The organism is Rhodococcus sp. IEGM 1306, from assembly GCF_036541985.1.
GTDB classification, from domain to species: Bacteria; Actinomycetota; Actinomycetes; order Mycobacteriales; family Mycobacteriaceae; genus Rhodococcus_F; species Rhodococcus_F qingshengii.
Map to the genome: position 1 here is coordinate 437,754 of NZ_JAZHFF010000004.1, position 21,030 is coordinate 458,783.

The window sequence follows — 21,030 nt, forward strand, 5'->3', positions numbered from 1 at the left end:
GCGGCTGAAGAAACGTGCTGCGGCTGCTAGCTGAACCGAGCAACCAGGGCGGCGCGATCGAGCTTGCCCGGGCCACGGAGGGGGAGCGCGTCCACGACGAACAACTCGCGCGGCGCTGCGGTCACGTCGAGTGTCCGCTGAGCATGTGTGCGCAACTCCTCGAGCGTCGGAGCTTCGCCCTCGGCTACGACGACGGCCACCACCCGCTGCCCGAGTCGCCGGTCTTCGATGCCGATCACCGCGCACTCGCGAACGGCGGGGTGATCGGCCAGCGCGGCCTCGACGACCTGCGGTACGACGGTCAGTCCGCCGGTGGAGATTGCCTCGTCCAACCGGCCGCTGATGCGCAGAACTCCGTCGACCACTGATCCGGCGTCGTCGGTCCGGAACCATCCGGGTTCGGCGAACGCGGGGTGGTCGGGAAGCCCACGATACCCGGACGCGAGCATCGGTCCACCCAGTAGAACCCGGCCGTCGTCGATGCGAATCCTTGCCCCGGACAACGGGATTCCGTCGTACACGCAGCCGCCGGAGGTCTCGCTCATCCCATAGGTGCGGACGACGGTGATGCCCGCTTCGGTGGCCTGCGCGAGCACCGGCGCAGGCGTCGCAGCGCCGCCGAGCAGAACGGCGTCGAGCGAAGCCAACGCCTCGACCGCAGCGCGATCACCGAGTGCCTTGACCAACTGCGTCGGCACCAACGAGGTGTAGCGGCGCGGTCCGCTCATCGCGGCGACGGCGCCCGGAAGCGCTGCCGGGTCGAAACCCGCACTGACGTCGACGATCACCGGCTGTGTTCCGGCGAGCACACTGCGCAACAGAACCTGCATACCGGCGATGTGGTGCGGGGGCAGGACCAGCAACCAGGATCCGGTGCCGCCGAGGCGTTCGTGGGTCGCGTCGCCGCTGGCTCGCAGTGCAGCCGCGGTGAGCATTGCCCCTTTGGGAGTGCCGGTGGTTCCCGACGTGGCGACTACCAGCGAAATACCGTCGTCGATGGGCTGATCGGGGAGCAGAGCGTCGCTCAGGCGAGCTGTCTCGCGTGCGTCGGCCGCCGGGACGGGGAGCACGGCGTCGTGCTCGCCGCCCAGGATCTGCGCGATGCGCGGCAATACCTCGAAGACCGCCTCGCCCTGCGGAACCGCGAGCGTGCGAAGAACGTTCACCGGATGTCCGGCCCGGCAAGCGGCCAACCACCGTCAGCCAGATGGCTTCGCACGCGGTCGACGTCGGTTTCGAGAGGCATCTCGTTGGTGATCTTCGTGATGAGGACCTGGATGTCGGTCTTCTCGATAGGCAGATCGCCGTCCTCGATCAACGCGTCGGCGACGGCGTCGACCTCGGATTCGGAGAGTCTGCGGGTGAGGAGCGCGAACAGCGGGATGTAGTCCTGTTCGGGGACGCCGTTGGGATAGCCGGCCCGCAACCAGCCGACTATCGACGTGAGGAAGGGCGGAAGGGCCATGACGTCAGCTCACGTCTCGAACTTCGTTGTCGGTGTCCGCGTCTTCGATAACCGGCCATCCACCTGCGCGCAGTCTTTCGGTGACACGATCGACGTCGTCCTCGGACGGCTCCTCGTTGAGGATTCCCTCGATGATGGCGCGGATGGTGTCGTAGTCGACGTGCCGGTCCGGTACCTCGTGTGCGGACTCGATGGACATCGAAACGACCTGCTCGATCTCCTCGTCGGTCAGGCGACGACGGAGAACCGCGAGCAGCGCGAAATGATCCTTGTCCGGGATGCCCTCGGGGTACCCGGCACGCAGCCAGTCGAGCACGCTGCGCAATGAATACTTGCTCAAATCCTCGGCCTCATTTTCGTTTCGGTGGTTTCAGTGGTGTACCGCGACGACCACTCAGAAGACGTGTATTCCGAACGTGCTGGCCAAGAAGTTCTTCATCAACAACAGTATTCCGGCGAAGATCGTGACGAGCACGACCGCAAAACAGAGGTACGCACCCATTTTACCCAGGGTGGACGGTCCTTCGGTGCCGTCGGCGTTCGGCAGGCTCAGCGACTTGAGGCCGAAGGCGAAGATCGCCGGAAGTCCCGCTCCGAAGAGCAGTCCGACTGCCACTACCTGCCAGAGCGAATCGAGGGTATCGGTCAGTAGATGCATTCTCTTGCGCCCCTTTCAGGAGTTGCGGGTGGCTTCGGTGGACGGAGTGGGTTCGGCTGCCGGGATCTCGGCAACTGCCGCATCTGAATTCTCGTCCCATTCGGCAGTCACGTTCGCCGCGTCTACGGGTTCCTTACGCGAGCGTATGTACATGAAGATCGCGAAGGCGATGAGTGCAGCGAAGACGACGAGCACGCCGGCCAGTCCGCCGATCAGATGCGCGAGTGCCCAACAGATGGCGCCGACGACCGCGGCCGACGGCAACGTGATCAGCCAGGCAGCGGCCATCCGGCCCGCGACGCCCCAGCGGACCTCGGCGCCCTTGCGACCGATGCCGGTACCGAGGATGGAGCCGGTGGCGACGTGAGTGGTCGACAAGGGGAGTCCGAGGTGACTCGACGTGAGGATGATGGCGGCGGACGACGCTTCGGCAGCAAGTCCCTGCGGAGCGGCGATCTCGACGAGGCCCTTGCCCAGGGTGCGGATGATGCGCCAACCGCCGAGGTAGGTCCCGAGGGCGATCGCGACGGCACAGGTGAACTTCACCCAGAACGGCATCTCGGTCTCGGCGGTGATGGTGCCGTGAGCGACGAGGGCCAAAAAGATGACGCCCATCGTCTTCTGGGCGTCATTGGTGCCGTGTGCAAGTGAGATCAGTGAGGCGGTGCCGATCTGTCCGAAACGGAAACCGCGCTCGCGCTCGTCTTCCTTCACGGATGCGGTGATGCGGTACACGAGCTTGGTGCCGACGCCTGCGACCAGAGCCGCGACGACCGGCGCGAGGATTGCGGGGACGACGACCTTGGTCAGGACTCCACCCCACTCGACTCCGCCCATACCGATGGAGGCGATTGCGGCGCCGATCAATCCGCCGAACAGTGCGTGCGAGGAGCTCGACGGCAATCCGAGAAGCCAGGTCGCCAGGTTCCAGATGATTCCGCCGACAAGACCGGCGAACACGATCAGCAGCAGATCCTGCCCGCTGACCGCGCCGAGGTTGACGACACCTTTGGCCACCGTCGCTGCCACCTCGACGGACAGGAACGCACCGACCAGGTTCAGGATCGCGGAAAGTGTGACCGCAACTTTGGGCTTGAGTGCACCGGTCGCGATGGAGGTGGCCATTGCGTTACCGGTGTCGTGAAAACCATTCGTGAAATCGAACGCGAGGGCGGTGACAACTACCACCAGGAGGATTACGAGCTCTGCGGTCACAACGTGAATTGTGCGTATCGAACGCGTAAAAGTACAGCGAACGGGATGCGAACAGGGGCTCCGTGGAGTACGTCCCCGTGCGTGGGCTGCGGCGCTGCCGTTCGCGATGTGTTCAGCGCCACGAAATCGGAACCCTGTGTGGGACCTCACTTTTTGGTCTCACTCACCGGGAAGGCACATTCGGGCCGTTTTAAACGCTGATTACCTACGGACACCGAGCGCACCGGAACAGGGGTTTCACCCCTGTTTCTCGGTGTCTGTCAGTGAGAAGGAGAGCTCCGACCGTGAAGCCCAACAAGTCCACGAAGCTGATCGTGGCACTCGCCGCGACCGCCGTTCTGGCGTCAGCCTGCGCTTCGAATCGTGGTGACGATCCCTACGCCGTCGCTGTCGGCGGATCCGGCGTCGGCGCCGACCTTGCGTCGAGCACCTCCGATGCGAAGTTCGGCACCCTCGATTCGCCGTGTGGCGAAGGCGACGCCACCGGCGCAACCGATCAAGGCGTCAGCGACACCGAGATCAAGATCGGGTTCGGTGACGACCGCGGGTACGTGAAGTCACCGGGGCTGAACAAGGAAATGAGCGATGCCGTCAACGCGCTCATCTCTTGGTGCAACGATCAGGGCGGCATCAACGGCCGCAAGGTCGTCGGTACCGACTACGACGCCGCGATGACGCAGGCCAACTCGGTCATGCAGGAAGCGTGCGCGAGTCAGTTCATGATGGTCGGGTACGGCTTCGCCATGGATCAGACCGCCGAGCAGACGCGTGTCGCCTGCAACCTGGTGTCCGTACCGGGCTTCACCGTCTCGCCGGACGCCGCGAACGGACCCATGACCTTCCAGGGAGTTCCGTTCCCCGTCGACTACGCGAACGGTTCGCAGTGGTTCCAGATGGCCGAGATGCACCCCGATCTCGTGAACGACTTCGACGTCGTCAACAGCACGATGCCCACGATCATCAGCTCCACCACGAAGATTCGTTCGATTGCCGAGGCCGCGGGCTTCAAGCTCAAGGATTGCGGCGTCACACTCAACTACGAGGGCGAATCGAGCTACGTGCCGTTTGCCGAGAAGTACAAGGAGTGCGGCGCGAAGGGTATCTGGACGTCACGATCGGCGAGCCCGTCGGAGCTGAACTTCGTGAAGGCCCTCGACCAGGTCGGGATCGACCCCGTCTTCTTCGGCGAAGCCACCTGGTACGGGGCGACCGTCTCGGATTGGAACAAGGACACCGGACTGCTCGACAACCTCAACGCGGGCATGACCTTCCAGATGCTCGAGAACGCGGACAAGGTGCCCGCAGTGAAGAAGTACGTGGATCTGGTCTCCGAGCAGGGCGGCAAGACGGCGCTCCTCGGGATGCAGGCGGCGTCGTCGTTCCTGTTGTGGGCCGCCGCCGCGGACGAGTGCGGCAGCGATCTGACGCGCCAGTGCATGGTCGACGAACTCTCGAACATTCACGAGTGGGACGGCGGCGGATTGCATGCCGTCACCGATCCCGGCAAGAACATGCCGGCCACCTGCGGCCTCATGACCTCGCTGAAGGGCAATACCTACGCGCAGGCGTTCCCGTCCACCGCGGGCGAATTCAAGTGCGACCCCAAGTACCTCGTCGCGACCGACAAGAGCACCTGGGGAACCGAACTCGGCGCTGACCGCGTGTCGACGAAGTACCAGAACGCCAACGTCATCAAGCCGCAGTCCTGATTCTTCCGACTCGGGCGGCGCGCGCCAACCGCCGCCCGAGTCCCTAACGAGGGTTCAGCCATGAACACTTTTGTCACTTTCACGATCCTGGGCCTGGTCCTGGGGTCGGTGTACGCGATCGCCGCCTCCGGGTTGGTGCTCACGTACAACACGTCAGGCATCTTCAACTTCGCGCACGGTGCACAGGCAATGCTCGGTGCGTTCATCTACTGGCAGTTGCGCTACGGCTGGGAACTTCCCACCGTCGTCGCCTTGCTGATTTCACTGGTCCTCGTCGGTCCACTGATGGGTCTCGGGCTCTACGTCCTGATCATGAAGGGCCTGCGCGATACTGCCGAGGTCACAAAAATCGTTGTGACGGTGTCGATCCTGCTCGGAATGCTCTCGATTTCGCACTGGTTCTGGCATCCCGAGACCGCCCGAACGATGCAGATGTTCTTCGGCGACCAGTCCAAGATCACGGTGTTCGGAGCGAGCATCCGCTACCACGAGTTGATCTGCATCCTCGTTGCGATCGCAATCGCAGTCGGCCTGCGTGTTCTTTTCACACGCACCCGCGCCGGTGTCGCGATGCGCGGCGTCGTCGACGATCCGGAACTACTGCGCCTCAACGGCCACAACCCGGAGCGTCTCGCGGCACTGTCCTGGGCGATGGGTTCGACGCTCGCAGTGCTGGCCGGCATCCTGATCACCCCGATCAGCGGCGGCACACTCGAGGCGAACATGTTGACGCTCTTGGTGATCGACGCGTTTGCCGCGGCCATGTTCGGCCGGTTGCGCAGCATTCCGCGCACGTTTGTCGGCGCCGTGGTTCTCGGCCTTGCCGGTACGTACGTGTTGGCGTACTTCCCGACCAGTTGGAGTTGGACGTCGAATTTCCGTGTCTCCCTGCCGATGATCGCGCTGTTCGTCGTGCTCATCGTCCTACCTCAGGACCGGCTTCGCGGTGCGGTCACTCGTACCCGTGAGCGCTACCACGTGCCGAGCGTGCGCAAGGCCGTCGTCTGGGGCGTGGCGCTGATCGTCATCGTGTACCTGATCCGTCTGCTGATGGTGACGTCCGCCGTCACGACACTGACCATCGGAATGACGTTCGCGATCATCGCGCTCTCGCTCACACTCCTCACCGGTTACGCGGGTGAATTGAACTTGGCGCCGGTATCTTTCGGCGCTATCGCCACAATCGTGGCCTTTCACTTCGGGATCTCCGGTTCCGGGTTGGCTGCGCACCTCAACCTGTGGGGCATCGTCGTCGGAGTCCTGGTCACCGCAGTCATCGGCGGCCTCGTCGCCCTGCCGGCGCTGCGGCTGAGAGGGCTGTATCTTGCGCTTGCAACCATGGCCTTCGGAGTGTTCCTCTCCAACATGGTTCTTCGTGACACCACCGAACACGAGATGTTCGGCATGAAGTACTCGCTGTTCAAGGACGGCAACATCGCCCTCCCGCCGCTGAAAATCGGCCCGCTCGATCTGAGCAACGAGACGGTGTTCCTGATGACCGTGACCGCCCTGTTCTCGGTACTCGGCGTCGGCGTCATCGCGTTGCGTAACAGCGGTTACGGGCGCCGACTCGCTGCGATGAAGGACAGCCCGGCCGGTTCGGCCATGCTCGGTCAGAGCCTGGTTCGGCTCAAGCTGAGCGTCTTCATGATCTCTTCGGGGATCGCCGGACTCGGCGGCATTCTGATGTCGAGCGCCATGGGGTCCGTCTCGGGTGAGAGCTTTGCCATCATGGTCAGCCTCTCGCTGCTCATGCTGACCGTCGTCGCGGGTATCGGATACGTCACCGGCGCACTGTTCGGTGGGCTCATGGCCGGAATCGGTTTTGCCGTCATCATGGTCTCGTTCACCAATCTGGCTTCGGCGCAACCGGAGCTGGAGGGAATGTGGCTGCTCTTCGGCAACATCGCCGCGGTGAGCCCGGCGCTGATCGGTATCGGTGTCGGCGCGAACCCCAGTGGCACCGTGCACAGCGTGATCGAGGGCTACCGACGGCTCGCCGATGCCAAGCCGGTTCTGATCGGCGGCGCCGCGGTCGTTCTGCTGACCTACGTCCTTGCTCTGACCGGCGTTTTGGGCAACTGGTGGTTCGCGTCCATCACGATCGCAGTGGTGTTCATGCTGCCGGTGATCGGTGAGATGGTGATGCCCCGTGCGGTTCTCACCACGGAAGAACTGGCCGCCAAGGCAACAGTCGTCCCCGAGGACGTCGGGATCGACGTCCCGTACAGCCCCGAGATCCGTGACGAGATCGACCGCGAACTGGGGCTTCCTCAGTACCAGGGCAGCTCGCGGAAGGAGTTGACCGCCCATGTCTGATGCACCACTACTCGAAACACGCGGTGTGAGTGTTCGTTTCGGCGGGCACGTCGCGGTCAAAGACGTTTCGCTCACCGTTCAACCCGGAACCGTGACCGGACTGATCGGACCGAACGGCGCCGGCAAGACGACGCTCTTCAACACCATCACCGGGCTGCAGAAACCCACCTCCGGTCAGGTGTTTCTCGGCGGCGTCGACGTGACGAAGCTGCCCCCGCACAAGCGGGCAGGTCGCGGGCTGGCACGTACCTTCCAGCGGCTCGAGTTGTTCGTCTCGCTGTCGGTGCGTGACAATCTGCGCGTCGCCGGCGACATCCACAAGGCGAACGGCCGCAACAAGATCGACGTGGACAGCGAGACCGATCGTCTGCTGGAGCTGACCGGGCTGACGGATGTCGCGGACAAGGATGTCGCAGACATCCCCACCGGACGCGCTCGCGTCGTCGAAGTTGCGCGAGCCCTCATGACCGACCCGCGAGTGCTTCTGCTCGACGAACCGGCCTCGGGTCAGACCGAGCAGGAAACCGAGGTCTTTGCCGAGATGCTCACCGAACTGGCAGCGGGGGGACTCGGAGTCTGTCTGGTCGAGCACGACATTCCACTGGTGATGAAGGTGTGCTCGACCATCCACGTACTGGACTACGGCGCAGTCCTCGCCTCGGGTGATCCGGAGAAGATCCGGACGGATCCGGAAGTGATCGCGGCCTACATCGGGACCGAGGAGGAGGCAGTATGACTTCAGCGAAAATTGGCGCGGTGAAAATCGACGAGGGATTACGCGGCGCCGACCGCCCCGAACCGCTGCTCGAACTCTCCGGTGTCCGTGCCGGTTACGGATCCATCGAGGTTCTGCACGGGGTCGATCTGGTTCTCGAACCCGGCGCCGTGGTGGCGCTACTCGGACCCAACGGTGGTGGTAAGACGTCGACGCTCAAGATCTGCTCGGGTGTCCTTCCGGTCACCCGCGGCGAGTTCCGGCTCGCGGGCCAGGTCGTGAACGGCGTCGAGCCTTCGGAGTTGGCTCGGCTGGGGGTGTGCTCCATCCCCGAGGGACGCGGGATCTTCGCCAACCTCACTGTGCGGGAAAACCTGTGGATCGCCACCGGAACGGGCGTCGGCTTGGCCGAACTCGAAGAGGTTGCGTACGGCAGGTTCCCGATCCTGGGGGAGCGGCGTGGTCAGTTGGCGGGATCGATGTCCGGTGGCGAGCAGCAGATGCTGGCGCTGTCTCGGGCACTCGGCACTCACCCGACGGTGCTCCTGCTCGACGAGCTTTCGATGGGTCTCGCACCTCGAATCGTCTCGCAGATGTACGACGTCGTCGGCTCGCTTGCAGCCGAAGGCATTTCCATTCTGGTTGCCGAGCAGTTCGCACGAGCGGTGCTCCCCATCGCGACCTCGGCCGCACTGATGTTGCAGGGACGCGTCGTGAAGACCGGCGATCCACACGACATCGAAAACGAACTTTCTACCAGTTATCTAGGAGGATGACGATGACTACTCTCGCCGAAGATCGCCGTGAGGAATTCAAGAAGAACATCGCAGAGTTGAAGCTGGACAAGAAGCAGGCAGGCGGCGACGCGGCGACGCGCATCGCAGGCCTGGTGCTCATGGTCGTCGGAGTGGTCGGCGCCTTCGTCGTCTACATCTCTTCGCTGACGCTCTCGGACCTACGGGATCTGGTGTCGTACCAGATTCTCACCGTGGTTTTCCTCGCCCTGACAGTGGTCGGTGCTGCGCTCTTCCTGGCCGCATCGGTGGCAAAGGTGCTGCGGCTGTGGTTGGTTCGCCAACTGCTCGAGGGCCAGGCCCAGACAGATCAGATCTCGCAGGCGCTGAGCACGCGCAACTGATCTCTGCGAAGAACCGACAGATGCCCGCCACGGAAGTTCGTGGCGGGCATCTGTCGCTGCTCGACTATTCGGCCGGCGGCCGGGAATCTTTTCGGAACGGATGATCCTCGGGAATCTGCACCATCACGATCGGCGTCCCGTCGGGGTCGGCGATCCACATCTCGTGCAGACCCCACGGTTCCTGCCTCGCCTCGCGGGCGATCTTGACTCCGGCGAGAACCAGTTCGGTCTGCACCGCAGTGAGATCACGGACCTGCAGCCAGATCGCGCCGCGAAACCCACCCTCGCCGGTGCCACCGTGAGCGGCGACTTCGATCAGCCCTTGGCCGGCGAAGAAGACTGTGCCGCCGGGGTATTCACGAGCGATCGCCAGACCGAGGGTGTCTCGGTAGAAGCTCAGCGTTCGTTCGTACTCGCTCGGGCGCAATATGGTACGGCTACTCAGAATCTCCACGTCCGGCCTCCCGTCTCACACCAACTGTCTCAGAAGTACCAGGGATATGGTGACCAGTCGGGGTCACGCTTTTCGAGGAACGAGTCGCGACCCTCGACGGCCTCGTCGGTCATGTACGCCAAACGTGTTGCCTCACCGGCGAACAGCTGCTGACCGACCAATCCGTCGTCCTGCAGGTTGAATGCGTACTTGAGCATCCTCTGCGCCTGCGGCGACTTGCCGTTGATCTTGCCGGCCCAGTCGATCGCGACGTTCTCGAGTTCCGCGTGGTCGACAACCTTGTTGACGGCGCCCATCTGGTGCATTTCCTCGGCGGTGTACGTCTCACCCAGGAAGAAGATCTCGCGAGCGAACTTCTGGCCCACCATCTTTGCCAGATAGGCGCTGCCGTAGCCGCCGTCGAAGCTTCCGACGTCGGCGTCGGTCTGCTTGAACCGTGCGTGCTCGCGGCTGGCGAGCGTCAGGTCGCACACCACGTGCAGGCTGTGACCGCCGCCCGCAGCCCAGCCGTTGACCAGACAGATGACTACCTTCGGCATGAAGCGGATCAGTCGCTGGACCTCGAGGATGTGCAGGCGTCCGGCGCGTGCTTTGTCGACGGTGTCCGCCGTCTCGCCTTCGGCGTACTGGTAACCGCTGCGACCACGGATGCGCTGGTCTCCGCCGGAGCAGAACGCCCAGCCGCCGTCCTTCTCGCTCGGTCCGTTGCCGGTGAGGAGCACTGCGCCTACGTCGGAGGTCATACGTGCGTGATCGAGGGCCCGGTACAACTCGTCGACGGTGTGCGGGCGGAACGCATTACGTACTTCCGGTCGGTCGAAGGCGACGCGAACGGTGCCTTGGCTGACGTGCCGGTGGTACGTGATGTCGGTGAGGTTCTCGAATCCGGGGACAGGGCGCCAGAGCTGCGGGTTGAAGGTCACCTGAGCCACGATAGAGGCAAGCGTCGCGCGTCTAACGGATACCTGAGGTAGAACACGTTCCCGGGCGCGCTAACGTGCAGGTCATGAGCGAACAAACCGCAGATGGCACGGAGATCGTCACAGACGGTGAGAACCGGGGCGGATTTCCGCGGTTCCGGCACACCCCCGCAGGTCCGGACTTCGGGCGTTTCGTCGAGGCTATGCGCAGGTTGCAGGACCTTGCGGTCTCGACCAACGTTCCCGACGACGTACTCGCTGACATCGCCACGCAAGCCGAAGAGCTTGCCGATCGGCTGACGCCGTACGAGGTGCCGGAGGGCAAGTCACCTGCGGGCTCCAACATCCAACTGCCCGGACGCGGCAGCCTCCTCATGCTCCCGTGGATGGTCGAGAAGTTCGACACCGAAGGAGTCCGCAGTACCGGCGTCTTCCGCCGCTACCACCTGGGTGGCAACGGCGCCGCTCACGGCGGTGTACTGCCCCTGTTGTTCGACGACATCTTCGGGATGACGGTCCACGCGGGTGGCCGTCCGATCTCCCGGACCGGTTACCTCCACATCAACTACCGCGCGATCACTCCGCTCAACACACAACTGGTGATCGAAGGGAAGGTGGATCGGGTCGAGGGGCGCAAGACCTTCGTCAGCGCGCGCCTGACCGACCTCGACGGCAAGCTCCTCGCCGACGGTGATGCGCTCATGATCGAACTGCTTCCAGGACAGCCCTGACATGTTCCCCTCGTTCGACGATCTGATCGCGGACGCCGTGGTGCTCGCGCTGCCGATGCGAGTTCGCTTTCGCGGCATCACGACTCGTGAGGCTCTGCTCGTTCGTGGCCCGGCCGGGTGGGGAGAATTCGCACCCTTCGTCGAGTACGACGACGGCGAGGCGTCGCAGTGGTTGCTCGCCGGGATCGAGGCGGCGTGGCTGGGGCCACCACCTGCGCTTCGTCCAGCAGTGCCAGTCAACGCCACCGTTCCGGCGATCGACGCGTCTGCCGTTCCGCAATTGTTGGAGCGTTTCCCCGGGGCCCGGACCGCCAAGGTCAAGGTCGCCGAGAAGGGACAGACGTTGGCGCAGGACGTCGCCCGGGTGAACGAGGTGCGTCGGCACATCCCGAACGTGCGCGTCGACGCCAACGGCGGTTGGAGCGTGGACGAGGCGATCAGGGCTTTGCGTGCCATCACCGAAGACGGTGAACTCGAATACGCCGAGCAACCGTGTGCAAGCGTCGAGGAACTGGTCAGGGTCCGCGCGGCGGGGACCGGTGTGCGGATCGCTGCCGACGAGAGCATTCGCCGTGCCGAGGACCCGCTGCGTGTCGTACGAGCCGGGGGAGCGGACGTCGCTGTCGTGAAGGTGCCGCCGCTGGGCGGGATGCGTGCTGTGGTGGCGCTGTCGGCGCAGCTGGCGGACTACGGGGTACCTGTGGTGGTCTCGAGTGCGCTGGACACGGCTGTGGGGATGTCCGCGGGACTGGCGGCCGCGGCGGCCTTGCCCTCGCTTCCGTTTGCCTGTGGTCTCGGCACGGGTGGCTTGTTCGTCCGGGATGTCGCGGTCACCGAAGCAGCCGCCGACGGCGCTTTGTCCGTCGGTGCCGTCGTGCCTGATCCGGTTCTGCTCGAGACGTTGGCGGCGCCCGCCGACCGGCGCGACTGGTGGTTGGAGCGCGCCAGGCGCTGCCATCGGATACTCGGCAGTAGAGACCAGCCGAATTTCGTATAGTCTCGGGCGCGACCTGATGAACATCAGTGAAGAATGAAGGGATCGAAAGTGGTTGCAGCTCTGAACGAAACCCTGCTCGAGGAATCACGGGTTCCCGCGGTCGTCGCGGACGTGCAGACCTTGATCGACGCAGAGGTTTCGGATAAGTCGGGGGCCTCAGGGCTGGCTCTCAAGGGTGGCTACGGCGCGGTCAAGAAGGTGAGCCCGTCCATCGTGCCGGACGCCGTCACCGCGCTTCTGCCGGCTTTCGTGGCAAAGCTCGAGCCGTACTGGCAGGAATTCTCGGCTTCCGGTGAAGGCAGCTTCGCCGATTTCATCAGTGCCCGCGGCGACGCGGTCGCCGATTCCCTCCTCGAGGTGACGGACGAGCGCATCGAGGGTAGTGACAAGGCTGTCGTCAAGTCGATGTACTCGAAGCTGCGCGGTTCGGCCAAGAAGCATGTGACTGCAGCTCTGCCGCGTCTGGGCGATGTGATCCAGAAGCACGCTGCATAAGCGAACGTAAAACAACGAGTGGCCTGGGAGTTTCTCCCGGGCCACTCGTCGTTGTCGGTGCTTTTGTCAGTGAGCCGAATGTCCGTGACGCCAGAAACCGGTGAAGGTGATGTCGGTTTTGGCGAACTTTCGGTCGTTCACGAGATGTCGACGCAGCCCCGTGGTGAGAGCCTGTTCGCCGGCGACAAACGTGTACGACGGCCCCTCGGGCAGTTCGGCAGCGCGGACGGTTTCGAGCGTGAGAACACCTGGCGTCGCATGTTCGTCCTCGCGAACGAGCCAGTGAACGTTGACGTTCGCCAGCTCCGGAATGTCTTGCTTGTCTTCGATGTTCGGAATCTCGACGAAGACCTCGGCACGCAGGTCTGCCGGCGCGGTTTCCAGAATGCCGATGATCGCCGGAAGTGCGCTTTCGTCGCCGACGAGCAGTTGCCACTTGGCCTCGGGTGTGGGGTTGTAGATGCAGCCTTCGTCGAGGAGGGCGACATTGTCGCCGGTCGACGCGGTGTCCGCCCACGCGGATGCCGGGCCGATGTCACCGTGATAGGCGAAGTCGATGTCGATCTCCGTGGTCTCGCCGAAGAGACCGGTTCCGGCAGCACGGTAGGCGCGAATCGTGTAGTTGCGCACGACCGGTCGCGTGTCCTTGGACATCATCAGGTACTGCGCGTACCAGAGATTGCTTGCCGCGCTCGGCAACCGGAGTTCGCTCTGGCCGACCTGCGGGATGAACATGCGGAACCACTGATCGGCACCCATCGGTGCGATGGTGGACAGCTCTTCGCCGGCAATGGTCACCCGGATGAAGCTCGGGCTGATTCGTTTGTTCGCCACGACCTGCGCCGACACGATGCTGCGTGAGGCCGGTTTCACGAACTTGGCGCGCTTGGCCATGACTGGTTGCTCCCTGATTATCTGTTACTCGTACCTAATCAGGTAACCCTAACCTGATTTAGGGTCGCTGTGGAGTGGTGGGTCTGTCCTTTTCGACGACTTCGGGCGGAAGACCCCATTGCGCTCGGCCGAGTCGGCTCATCGGTGCGATTACCGCGAAGTCCGGTAGCCCGTCGTCGGCGACGGCCTCGGGACGTACTGCGACCGCGACCACGTTTCCCATCACGACAAAGGAATTACCGACCTCGATGACCTGGTGGAGCGTGCATTCGATGGCGATCGGGGAGTCGGCGACCCGGACGGGGCGAACCCGCTCGCTCGGCTCGCTACGAACGCTCAACTCGAGAAATTCGTCGGCCTCGGCGTCGTAGAAGGCGGAACTCTCGTTCACCACGTCGGCGAGTGCGGCGGTCGCCAGGTTGATCACGAATTCGCCGGTCGCTTCGATGTTGCGCAGACTGTCCTTGCGTCCGACCGACGTGAACTGCACGATCGGCGGCGCCGAACTGGCCACGGTGAAGAAGCTGTACGGAGCCAGATTGCCGACGCCGTCGCCCGACACCGTGGACACCCACGCAATCGGCCGGGGAACCACCGAAGCGGTGAGTAACTGATAGAACCGGCGGGGTTCGAGCTCGGCTGGATCGAAGAGTGTGCGCACCCACACATAATGCCGCCCCTCGCTGCCCCTCGGCACGCCCGCACCTGAACATCTGACACTCTTGAAGGCGTGAATCCGTCCACTGCACAAGCCACAGCCGTCGTCGACGAACTGGTTCGTGGTGGCGTGCGTGAAGTCGTGCTGTGTCCAGGCTCTCGCAACGCGCCCCTCGCATTTGCCCTCCAGGCTGCCGATCTCGACGGCCGGTTGCGTCTGCACATGCGGATCGACGAGCGGACGGCCGGCTTTCTGGCACTCGGACTGGCAATCGCCGGTAAACGTCCGGTCCCCATCGTGATGACCTCCGGGACCGCGGTCGCGAATCTCGGACCTGCGGTCCTCGAGGCCAACTACGCGCGAGTGCCGTTGGTGGTCCTGAGCGCTAACCGGCCGTACGAGATGCTCGGCACCGGAGCCAACCAGACCGTCGAGCAACTCGGGCTCTTCGGCAGTCAGGTCCGCGCAACCATCAGCCTGGGCTTGGCCGAGGACGATTCGACGCAGAACAGCCAATGGCGCTCGGCGGTTTGCCGGGTCCTCGCCGCTGCCCGCGGAACCCGATCCGGAAACGCAGGTCCGGTGCATTTCGACATCCCACTCCGTGAGCCGCTGGTGCCGGACGTGCACGTCCAGGGACCGGTTCCGGAAGGCCGTCCCGGCGGTGCAGCCTGGACCACCACCCAGAACGCGACGCTCGATGTTCCGGTCGATCTGGACCTCACCGCAGATACGGTGGTCATTTCCGGACACGGCAGCGCACTTCGACCCGAGCTGGCCGGCCTGCCGACGGTGGCCGAGCCGACGGCTCCGATGCACGGGATCGCACTGCATCCACTCGCGCTCTCGCAACTCAAGCCCAAGCAGGCGATCATCACCGGCCGCCCGACGTTGCATCGTCAGGTCTCGAAGGTGCTGGCCGACCCGAGCGTCGACGTCTATGCGCTGACAACCGGGCCGCGCTGGCCCGACGTGTCCGGCAACGTACTCGCCACCGGAACCAGGGCAGTGGTCACCGGGACGCCCGATCCCGCCTGGATTGCTCGCTGCGCCGCGCTGACCGAACACGCCGAAACTGCCGTCCGCAAACAACTCGACGCCCACCCCAAGGCCACCGGCCTACACGTGGCAGCTGCTGTGATGGATGCTCTCGCGGACGGCGACCAGCTTCTGCTCGGCGCATCCAACCCTGTTCGCGACGCGGCACTCGTGAGCTATCCCAAGCCCGCCGTGCGGGTGCTGTCGAATCGCGGCGTCGCAGGTATCGACGGCACCGTCTCGGCGGCGGTCGGTGCCGCATTGGCGTACGAGGGCGGACGGACCGTCGCTCTCATGGGCGACCTGACCTTCCTGCACGACGCGTCCGGGCTGCTGATCGGGACCGGTGAGCCGAGGCCGAGCGACCTCACCATCGTCGTAGCCAACGACGACGGCGGCGGTATCTTCGAGCTCCTCGAACAAGGCGACCCGCAGTACGCCGGCGTCTTCGAGCGAGTGTTCGGAACACCCCACGGCATGGACCTCGCTGCGCTGTGCGCGGCCTACCGCGTGCCGCACGCAGCGGTCACCGTCGACGCCCTGGCCGCGACGCTGGCGCAACCGGCCAACGGCATTCGGGTTCTCGAGGTCGCGACGGATCGCAGTGGACTGCGCGAACTCCACGCTTCCGTGCGGGCACAGCTGTGACGCAAACGGTTCTGCGTCGCCTCCGCATCGGCGTACTGGTGGTTGCGGTCGGCATTTCGGTGCTCGCGGTGATCCTGGTTCTCGGCGCCTGGCGCAACGATCGGACCATCGAATCGAACATGGGGACCGCAACCGCCGAGGTGCTCTCGGCGGGCTCGCTACGGTCGGCGATCAGCTTCGTGACTCCGGACGGCGCGAATCACAACCCTGAACTGGGCGTGCTCTATCCCACCAATCTGACTGTGGGACAACGTATCGAAGTCGAGTACTCCAAGGTCGACCCCGATTTGGTCCGGGTAGCGGGACGCAACGCGACGGTGGCGCTGATCCCGGCCGGATCCGTGATCGTCGTGACATGGCTCCTGGCCGGACCGTCGATCTGGTACCTGCGCAAGCGGGAAGCGCAGGCGGCAGGTTCGGCGCCGGTCGCCTCGAGTTAGTTCGCGCTTCGCCCGAACTTCACACGAACATGACGTGGACTTTTCCTGGCCCTGTCACCGTTCTCGATGTGAGAGTAGCCATCGTTGCGGAGTCATTCCTGCCCAACATGAACGGCGTCACCAACTCGGTACTACGCGTGCTCGAACACCTCGATCGCACTGGCCACGACGCCATGGTCATTGCGCCAGACACCGTCGGATCCGTCACCTCTGCCGCCACCGAACACGACGGCGTGCAGGTGGTTCGGGTGCCGGCCGTCATGGTGCCCAAAGTCAGTTCACTTCCCGTCGGTCTGCCGCAACCACGATTGACCACAGCCGTGCGGACCTTCGCGCCCGACGTCGTCCATCTGGCATCGCCGTTCCTGCTCGGCGCCGGGGGAGTGGCCGTCGCCAAGAGGCTCGGAATCCCCTCCGTCGCGGTGTACCAAACCGATGTCGCCGGATTTGCCGAAAGCTACGGGCTCGGCGTCACGAGCCGCGCCGCGTGGGCGTGGACCCGTCGAATCCACAAGAGCTGCAACAGGACCCTCGCGCCCTCCACGTCGGCAGTCGACGCGCTCGAAGAGCACGGCATTCCGCGTGTGCACCGATGGGCCCGGGGCGTCGACGCACAACGATTCGCGCCTTCGCGTCGTAGTTCGGCGTTGCGGCAGTCCTGGATCGGCGACAGCGACCGGTTGGTGGTCGGTTTCGTCGGTCGCCTCGCGCCCGAAAAACACGTCGAGCGACTGGCCGTGCTGGCCGCCGATCCCAGTGTGCAGATCGTCGTCGTCGGCGACGGCCCGGACCGGCAGAATCTGCAGCGACTGATGCCGGACGCGATCTTCACCGGACAACTCGGCGGTACCGACCTGGCCGATGCGTACGCGAGCCTGGACGTATTCGTTCACCCCGGCGAGCACGAGACCTTCTGCCAGGCGGTCCAGGAAGCTCTCGCCAGCGGTGTCCCCGTCGTCGGACCGGACGCCGGCGGCCCGCGTGACCTGATCTCGCATTGCCGCAACGGCTACCTCCTGCCGACCGACAGGTTCACCGAACTCCTGCCAAGCGCCGTCGACGCACTTCGTCAGCGGGATCTGCGGGTGCAGTTCGGCTCCGCGGCAAGGCGCTCGGTGCTGCACCGGACCTGGCCGGCAATCTGCGAAGAGTTGCTCCGCCACTACGAGGACGTGCAGGGCCTCGGGCGGCGAACGGGTGCCAGAGCAGCCTGAACGCCCTCGCTGCCCGAGGGTTGGTAGCGTTTCGGGTGTGGCCACTACACACGGAACCCGAGCAACTCTCGAGAAGCAACCGCGCGAAGTCGCGTCGATGTTCGACGACGTCGCGGAGCGATACGACCTCACCAACACCGTGCTGTCCTTCGGCCAGGACAAGGGTTGGCGCAAGGCCACCCGCGAAGCCCTCGACCTCAAGCCGGGCGAGAAGGTACTCGACCTCGCCGCCGGAACCGGTGTCTCGACCGTCGAACTGGGACGCTCCGGTGCGTGGTGCGTCGCCACCGACTTCTCCAAGGGAATGCTGAAGGCCGGAATCTCGCGCAAGGTCCCGATGGTCGCAGGTGACGCGATGTACCTGCCCTATGCCGACAACGTCTTCGATGCCGCGACGATCTCCTTCGGCCTGCGCAACGTCTCCGACTTCGAGGCCGGACTGCGCGAGATCGCCCGCGTCACCAAGCCGGGCGGACGCCTCGTCGTCAGCGAGTTCTCGACGCCCGTCTTCGGACCCTTCCGCACGGTCTACATGGAATACCTCATGAAGGCGCTCCCGCGGGTCGCACGCACTGTCAGCAGTAACCCCGACGCCTACGTCTACCTCGCCGAATCGATCCGTGCCTGGCCGACCCAGGAAGAGTTGGCCCGCAAGATCGAGGCAGCCGGGTGGAAGAACGTCAAGTGGCGCAACCTCACCGGCGGCATCGTGGCGCTGCATTACGCAACTGCCTGAACTGCTGTGCGCCTTTATTAACCCCCGGCGGTTAATAAAGGCGCACAGCACTTGCTCAACCGAACAGCGGTCGGGAGTCGATCTTTCTCGACGCGGCCCCCGACGCGCGCCAGGCCTTCGCCGTCAGATCGGCGTCGGCATCGGTGACGAGGTTCCCCATGACCCGCACGGCGACCGTCATCAGCGCCCGTGAGCGCATCGCGATCGGACCCGACGCCGGCAGGAACTGCGGAACCGTCAGCAGGCCTGCGAGCCGGCGCGCGACCGAGAATGCCTGCCCGTAATGCTCCCGAAGCACGCTCGGCCACAGTTGCGTCAGATCGTCGGCGCCGAGCTGTTCGACCACCAAACGTCCGCCTTCGAGGCCGTAGTCGATGCCCTCACCGTTGAGCGGGTTCACGCACGCCGCGGCGTCACCGATCACGGCCCAGTTGCGTCCGGCGATGTTCGAAACTGCTCCACCCATGGGTAGCAAAGCCGAAGCGACGGAATGTATTTCGCTGCTCCACTGCCACTCGCCTCGGCGCTGATCGGTGTAGAGGTCGAGCAAGGGTCGCAGGGCACCTGGTGCCGGACGCTTCGACGTCGCCAGTGTCCCGACGCCGATGTTCACCTCGCCGGTGCCGAGCGGGAAGATCCAGCCGTACCCCGCCTGCAACGTGCCCTCGCCGTCCCGCAGTTCCAGATGCGAGGTGATCCACGGATCGGCGCTGCGCGGCGTCGCGACATACGCGCGTGCCGCGACGCCGTACGCGGTGTCCCGGTGCCACTGCCGTCCCAGCTTCTTGCCGAGCGTCGAGCGAACGCCGTCGGCGATGATCAGCGTCCGACAACGAAGGGCGCTGCGTCCCGAGGGGCCGGCGAGTACGACGGCGGCTACTCGATCACCGTCGAGTTCGACGTCCACTGCTTTGGTGCCCTCGACCATGACCGCGCCGGATTCGACTGCGCACCGGCGAATGGCGTCGTCGAGTTCGGTGCGGGGGATGGCACTGCCGATCGGCGGGAACGACGTCCCCGGCCACTCGAGTTCGAGTTCTTGTCCGAAACCGGACAACCGCAGGCCCTTGTTCGTCGTATGTGACCGAACCCACTCGCCGAGGCCGAGGAGATCCAGTTCGGCTACGGCGCGCGGAGTGAGTCCATCACCACAAGTCTTGTCTCGCGGGAACACGGCGGCGTCTACGAGCACGACGTCTCGGCCGCTGCGGGCGGCCCATGCAGCGGCCGAAGAACCCGCGGGACCTGCGCCGATGACCACAATGTCGGTTTCGGTCGGAAGCGAATCGACGACGGGGGACTGCTCTTCTACGGACACACTCACATCTTCCCAGGCCCGCGATCGCCACCGTGGCGAGGCCGTCCCGAGTGCGAACCGCTAGGTTCACTACCGTGGGAACCGAGCCGTCACTGACGACAGGAATGGGTACTGACATCGTGAGCACCGAAAAGACTGCTGCCGACGCAACCGCATCGAGCACCGTCGTTGCAGGCATCGACCTCGGCGACGAACAGCTCGCCGCAGTAGTGCGTGGTGGACTCTCCGATGTCGAGGAGTTGTTGGTCAGCGAGCTGTCCGACGGAGAAGACTTCCTCACCGAGGCAGCGCTGCACCTCGCGCGCGCCGGGGGAAAGCGCTTCCGTCCGTTGTTCACGATCCTGACCGCGCAGCTCGGACCGGTGCCGAACGATCCGTCGATCATCACCGCAGCGACCGTCACCGAACTCGTTCACCTTGCAACGCTCTATCACGACGACGTCATGGACGAGGCGTCCATGCGGCGCGGGGCACCCAGCGCAAACGCTCGCTGGGGCAACAGCGTGGCGATCCTGGCCGGCGACTACCTGTTCGCACACGCATCACGCCTGGTCTCGACGCTCGGACCCGAAGCCGTTCGGATCATCGCCGAAACCTTCGCCGAACTGGTCACCGGCCAGATGCGCGAGACGATCGGCGTCAAGAAGGAGCAGGATCCGGTCGAGCATTACCTGAAGGTCGTGTGGGAGAAGACCGGTTCGCTGATCGCTGCCTCGGGACGATTCGGCGGTACCTTCTCCGGCGCCGACGCAGCCCACATCGAGCGCCTCGAGCGCCTGGGTGACGCCGTCGGCACCGCGTTCCAGATCTCCGACGACATCATCGACATCTCGTCCGTGTCGGCGCAGTCCGGCAAGACGCCGGGCACCGACCTGCGCGAGGGCGTGCACACCCTGCCTGTTCTGTACGCGTTCCGCGAAGAAGGAGCCGACGCAGATCGCCTGCGGGAGCTGCTCGCGGGCCCGGTCACCGAAGATGCACTGGTAGACGAGGCACTCGAACTGCTCGAGCGTTCGCCGGGCATGGTCAAGGCAAAGGCAAAGCTCGGCGAGTACGCCGTCGCGGCAAAGGCTCAGTTGGCCGAACTGCCCCAGGGGCCGGCGAACGAAGCACTGGTGCGTCTCGTGGACTACACGATCGAACGAGTCGGCTGACACTCGACGAATCGGGGTTCCCGGGTGGAAACCCCGATAGTCCCTGGGGTGAATCCCTGACGACCCTGGGTGGGAACCCTGATGACCCTGTCCTTCGTTGACTGAACAGACCCG

The 21,030-nt window shown here is 64.6% G+C and carries 23 protein-coding genes; 13 read left to right on the top strand and 10 right to left on the bottom strand.

All coding sequences use genetic code 11. The annotated features are described in order from the left end of the window. Positions 1 to 26: 26 nt before the first annotated feature. Genes menE through V3587_RS14625 form a run of 5 tightly spaced genes read right to left on the bottom strand, consistent with a single transcriptional unit; the run spans position 27 to position 3,338 of the window. Positions 27 to 1,166, bottom strand: coding sequence for an o-succinylbenzoate--CoA ligase (gene menE, locus V3587_RS14605; RefSeq protein WP_095970352.1), 1,140 nt, complete (start codon positions 1,164 to 1,166; stop codon positions 27 to 29). Beyond that, positions 1,163 to 1,465 (bottom strand): DUF3349 domain-containing protein, encoded by a 303-nt coding sequence (locus V3587_RS14610; RefSeq protein ID WP_095970351.1) that lies wholly within the window; start codon positions 1,463 to 1,465, stop codon positions 1,163 to 1,165. The genes menE and V3587_RS14610 overlap by 4 nt, the downstream gene beginning before the upstream one ends. Before the next feature lie 4 nt (positions 1,466 to 1,469). After that, complete coding sequence (locus V3587_RS14615) at positions 1,470 to 1,805, bottom strand: DUF3349 domain-containing protein (protein WP_283376734.1); 336 nt, start codon at positions 1,803 to 1,805, stop codon at positions 1,470 to 1,472. Positions 1,806 to 1,859: 54 nt separating this feature from the next. Beyond that, on the bottom strand, positions 1,860 to 2,123 hold the full coding sequence (locus V3587_RS14620; RefSeq protein ID WP_003942079.1) for a hypothetical protein: 264 nt from the start codon (positions 2,121 to 2,123) through the stop codon (positions 1,860 to 1,862). Between the two features lie 15 nt (positions 2,124 to 2,138). Next, positions 2,139 to 3,338 carry an inorganic phosphate transporter gene (locus V3587_RS14625; protein WP_095970349.1) on the bottom strand — a complete coding sequence of 400 codons (1,200 nt, stop codon included), beginning with the start codon at positions 3,336 to 3,338 and terminating at the stop codon, positions 2,139 to 2,141. Between the two features lie 284 nt (positions 3,339 to 3,622). Here V3587_RS14625 and V3587_RS14630 point away from each other — a divergent pair, with 284 nt between their 5' ends. The 5 genes from V3587_RS14630 to V3587_RS14650 are packed head-to-tail and all read left to right on the top strand — an operon-like array spanning position 3,623 to position 9,219. Next, a complete protein-coding gene (locus V3587_RS14630; protein WP_124568215.1) occupies positions 3,623 to 5,047 on the top strand; it encodes an ABC transporter substrate-binding protein in 1,425 nt (474 codons plus the stop codon). 60 nt (positions 5,048 to 5,107) lie between these two features. Further along, positions 5,108 to 7,366: an ABC transporter permease gene (locus V3587_RS14635; RefSeq protein WP_095970347.1), complete on the top strand. Its 2,259-nt coding sequence runs from the start codon at positions 5,108 to 5,110 to the stop codon at positions 7,364 to 7,366. Further along, on the top strand, positions 7,359 to 8,102 hold the full coding sequence (locus V3587_RS14640) for an ABC transporter ATP-binding protein (RefSeq protein WP_283376733.1): 744 nt from the start codon (positions 7,359 to 7,361) through the stop codon (positions 8,100 to 8,102). The genes V3587_RS14635 and V3587_RS14640 overlap by 8 nt, the downstream gene beginning before the upstream one ends. Continuing rightward, positions 8,099 to 8,857, top strand: coding sequence for an ABC transporter ATP-binding protein (locus V3587_RS14645; RefSeq protein WP_283376732.1), 759 nt, complete (start codon positions 8,099 to 8,101; stop codon positions 8,855 to 8,857). The genes V3587_RS14640 and V3587_RS14645 overlap by 4 nt, the downstream gene beginning before the upstream one ends. Positions 8,858 to 8,859: 2 nt before the next feature. After that, on the top strand, positions 8,860 to 9,219 hold the full coding sequence (locus V3587_RS14650) for a hypothetical protein (RefSeq protein ID WP_003942018.1): 360 nt from the start codon (positions 8,860 to 8,862) through the stop codon (positions 9,217 to 9,219). A gap of 64 nt (positions 9,220 to 9,283) precedes the next feature. On the opposite strand, the gene V3587_RS14655 is transcribed toward V3587_RS14650, so the two are convergent. Together V3587_RS14655 and V3587_RS14660 are read right to left on the bottom strand one after the other, a co-directional pair. Next, positions 9,284 to 9,673, bottom strand: coding sequence for a VOC family protein (locus tag V3587_RS14655; protein WP_283376731.1), 390 nt, complete (start codon positions 9,671 to 9,673; stop codon positions 9,284 to 9,286). 29 nt (positions 9,674 to 9,702) lie between these two features. Further along, positions 9,703 to 10,596 (bottom strand): 1,4-dihydroxy-2-naphthoyl-CoA synthase, encoded by an 894-nt coding sequence (locus V3587_RS14660; protein WP_024487301.1) that lies wholly within the window; start codon positions 10,594 to 10,596, stop codon positions 9,703 to 9,705. An 83-nt stretch (positions 10,597 to 10,679) separates the two neighbouring features. Between V3587_RS14660 and V3587_RS14665 the strand changes: the two genes are divergently transcribed. From V3587_RS14665 to V3587_RS14675, 3 genes are read left to right on the top strand one after another with little or no spacing between them, the layout of a single operon-like run. Further along, a complete protein-coding gene (locus V3587_RS14665) occupies positions 10,680 to 11,324 on the top strand; it encodes a PaaI family thioesterase (protein ID WP_095970475.1) in 645 nt (214 codons plus the stop codon). A gap of 1 nt (position 11,325) precedes the next feature. Next, the gene (locus V3587_RS14670) at positions 11,326 to 12,321 is read left to right on the top strand and encodes an o-succinylbenzoate synthase (RefSeq protein WP_283376730.1); all 996 of its coding nucleotides are present in this window, start codon (positions 11,326 to 11,328) and stop codon (positions 12,319 to 12,321) included. Positions 12,322 to 12,369: 48 nt separating this feature from the next. Continuing rightward, entirely contained in the window at positions 12,370 to 12,816 is a 447-nt protein-coding gene (locus V3587_RS14675; RefSeq protein WP_003941973.1) for a DUF6918 family protein, read from the top strand. 66 nt (positions 12,817 to 12,882) lie between these two features. Here the strand turns inward: V3587_RS14675 and V3587_RS14680 are convergent, their stop codons facing one another. Both V3587_RS14680 and V3587_RS14685 read right to left on the bottom strand, forming a co-directional pair. Further along, the gene (locus V3587_RS14680) at positions 12,883 to 13,710 is read right to left on the bottom strand and encodes a siderophore-interacting protein (RefSeq protein ID WP_070796627.1); all 828 of its coding nucleotides are present in this window, start codon (positions 13,708 to 13,710) and stop codon (positions 12,883 to 12,885) included. Positions 13,711 to 13,768: 58 nt separating this feature from the next. Next, on the bottom strand, positions 13,769 to 14,371 hold the full coding sequence (locus tag V3587_RS14685; protein WP_283376729.1) for a flavin reductase family protein: 603 nt from the start codon (positions 14,369 to 14,371) through the stop codon (positions 13,769 to 13,771). A gap of 69 nt (positions 14,372 to 14,440) precedes the next feature. On the opposite strand from V3587_RS14685, the gene menD reads away from it, so the two are divergent. The 4 genes from menD to V3587_RS14705 all read left to right on the top strand — a co-directional run bounded on the left by menD (position 14,441) and on the right by V3587_RS14705 (position 18,444). Next, positions 14,441 to 16,054, top strand: coding sequence for a 2-succinyl-5-enolpyruvyl-6-hydroxy-3-cyclohexene-1-carboxylic-acid synthase (gene menD, locus V3587_RS14690; protein WP_235171664.1), 1,614 nt, complete (start codon positions 14,441 to 14,443; stop codon positions 16,052 to 16,054). Then, complete coding sequence (locus tag V3587_RS14695) at positions 16,051 to 16,494, top strand: DUF3592 domain-containing protein (protein WP_124568219.1); 444 nt, start codon at positions 16,051 to 16,053, stop codon at positions 16,492 to 16,494. Before menD ends, V3587_RS14695 begins: the two co-directional genes overlap by 4 nt. A gap of 68 nt (positions 16,495 to 16,562) precedes the next feature. Continuing rightward, positions 16,563 to 17,708: a glycosyltransferase family 4 protein gene (locus V3587_RS14700; protein WP_283376728.1), complete on the top strand. Its 1,146-nt coding sequence runs from the start codon at positions 16,563 to 16,565 to the stop codon at positions 17,706 to 17,708. Positions 17,709 to 17,745: 37 nt separating this feature from the next. Continuing rightward, positions 17,746 to 18,444, top strand: a complete 699-nt coding sequence (locus tag V3587_RS14705) for a demethylmenaquinone methyltransferase (RefSeq protein ID WP_283376727.1) — start codon at positions 17,746 to 17,748, stop codon at positions 18,442 to 18,444. Positions 18,445 to 18,499: 55 nt separating this feature from the next. Here V3587_RS14705 and V3587_RS14710 read toward each other — a convergent pair whose 3' ends face one another. Beyond that, positions 18,500 to 19,762: a geranylgeranyl reductase family protein gene (locus V3587_RS14710; RefSeq protein ID WP_442973147.1), complete on the bottom strand. Its 1,263-nt coding sequence runs from the start codon at positions 19,760 to 19,762 to the stop codon at positions 18,500 to 18,502. A 104-nt stretch (positions 19,763 to 19,866) separates the two neighbouring features. Here V3587_RS14710 and V3587_RS14715 point away from each other — a divergent pair, with 104 nt between their 5' ends. Continuing rightward, positions 19,867 to 20,916: a polyprenyl synthetase family protein gene (locus V3587_RS14715; protein WP_166811198.1), complete on the top strand. Its 1,050-nt coding sequence runs from the start codon at positions 19,867 to 19,869 to the stop codon at positions 20,914 to 20,916. Positions 20,917 to 21,030: the final 114 nt, after the last annotated feature.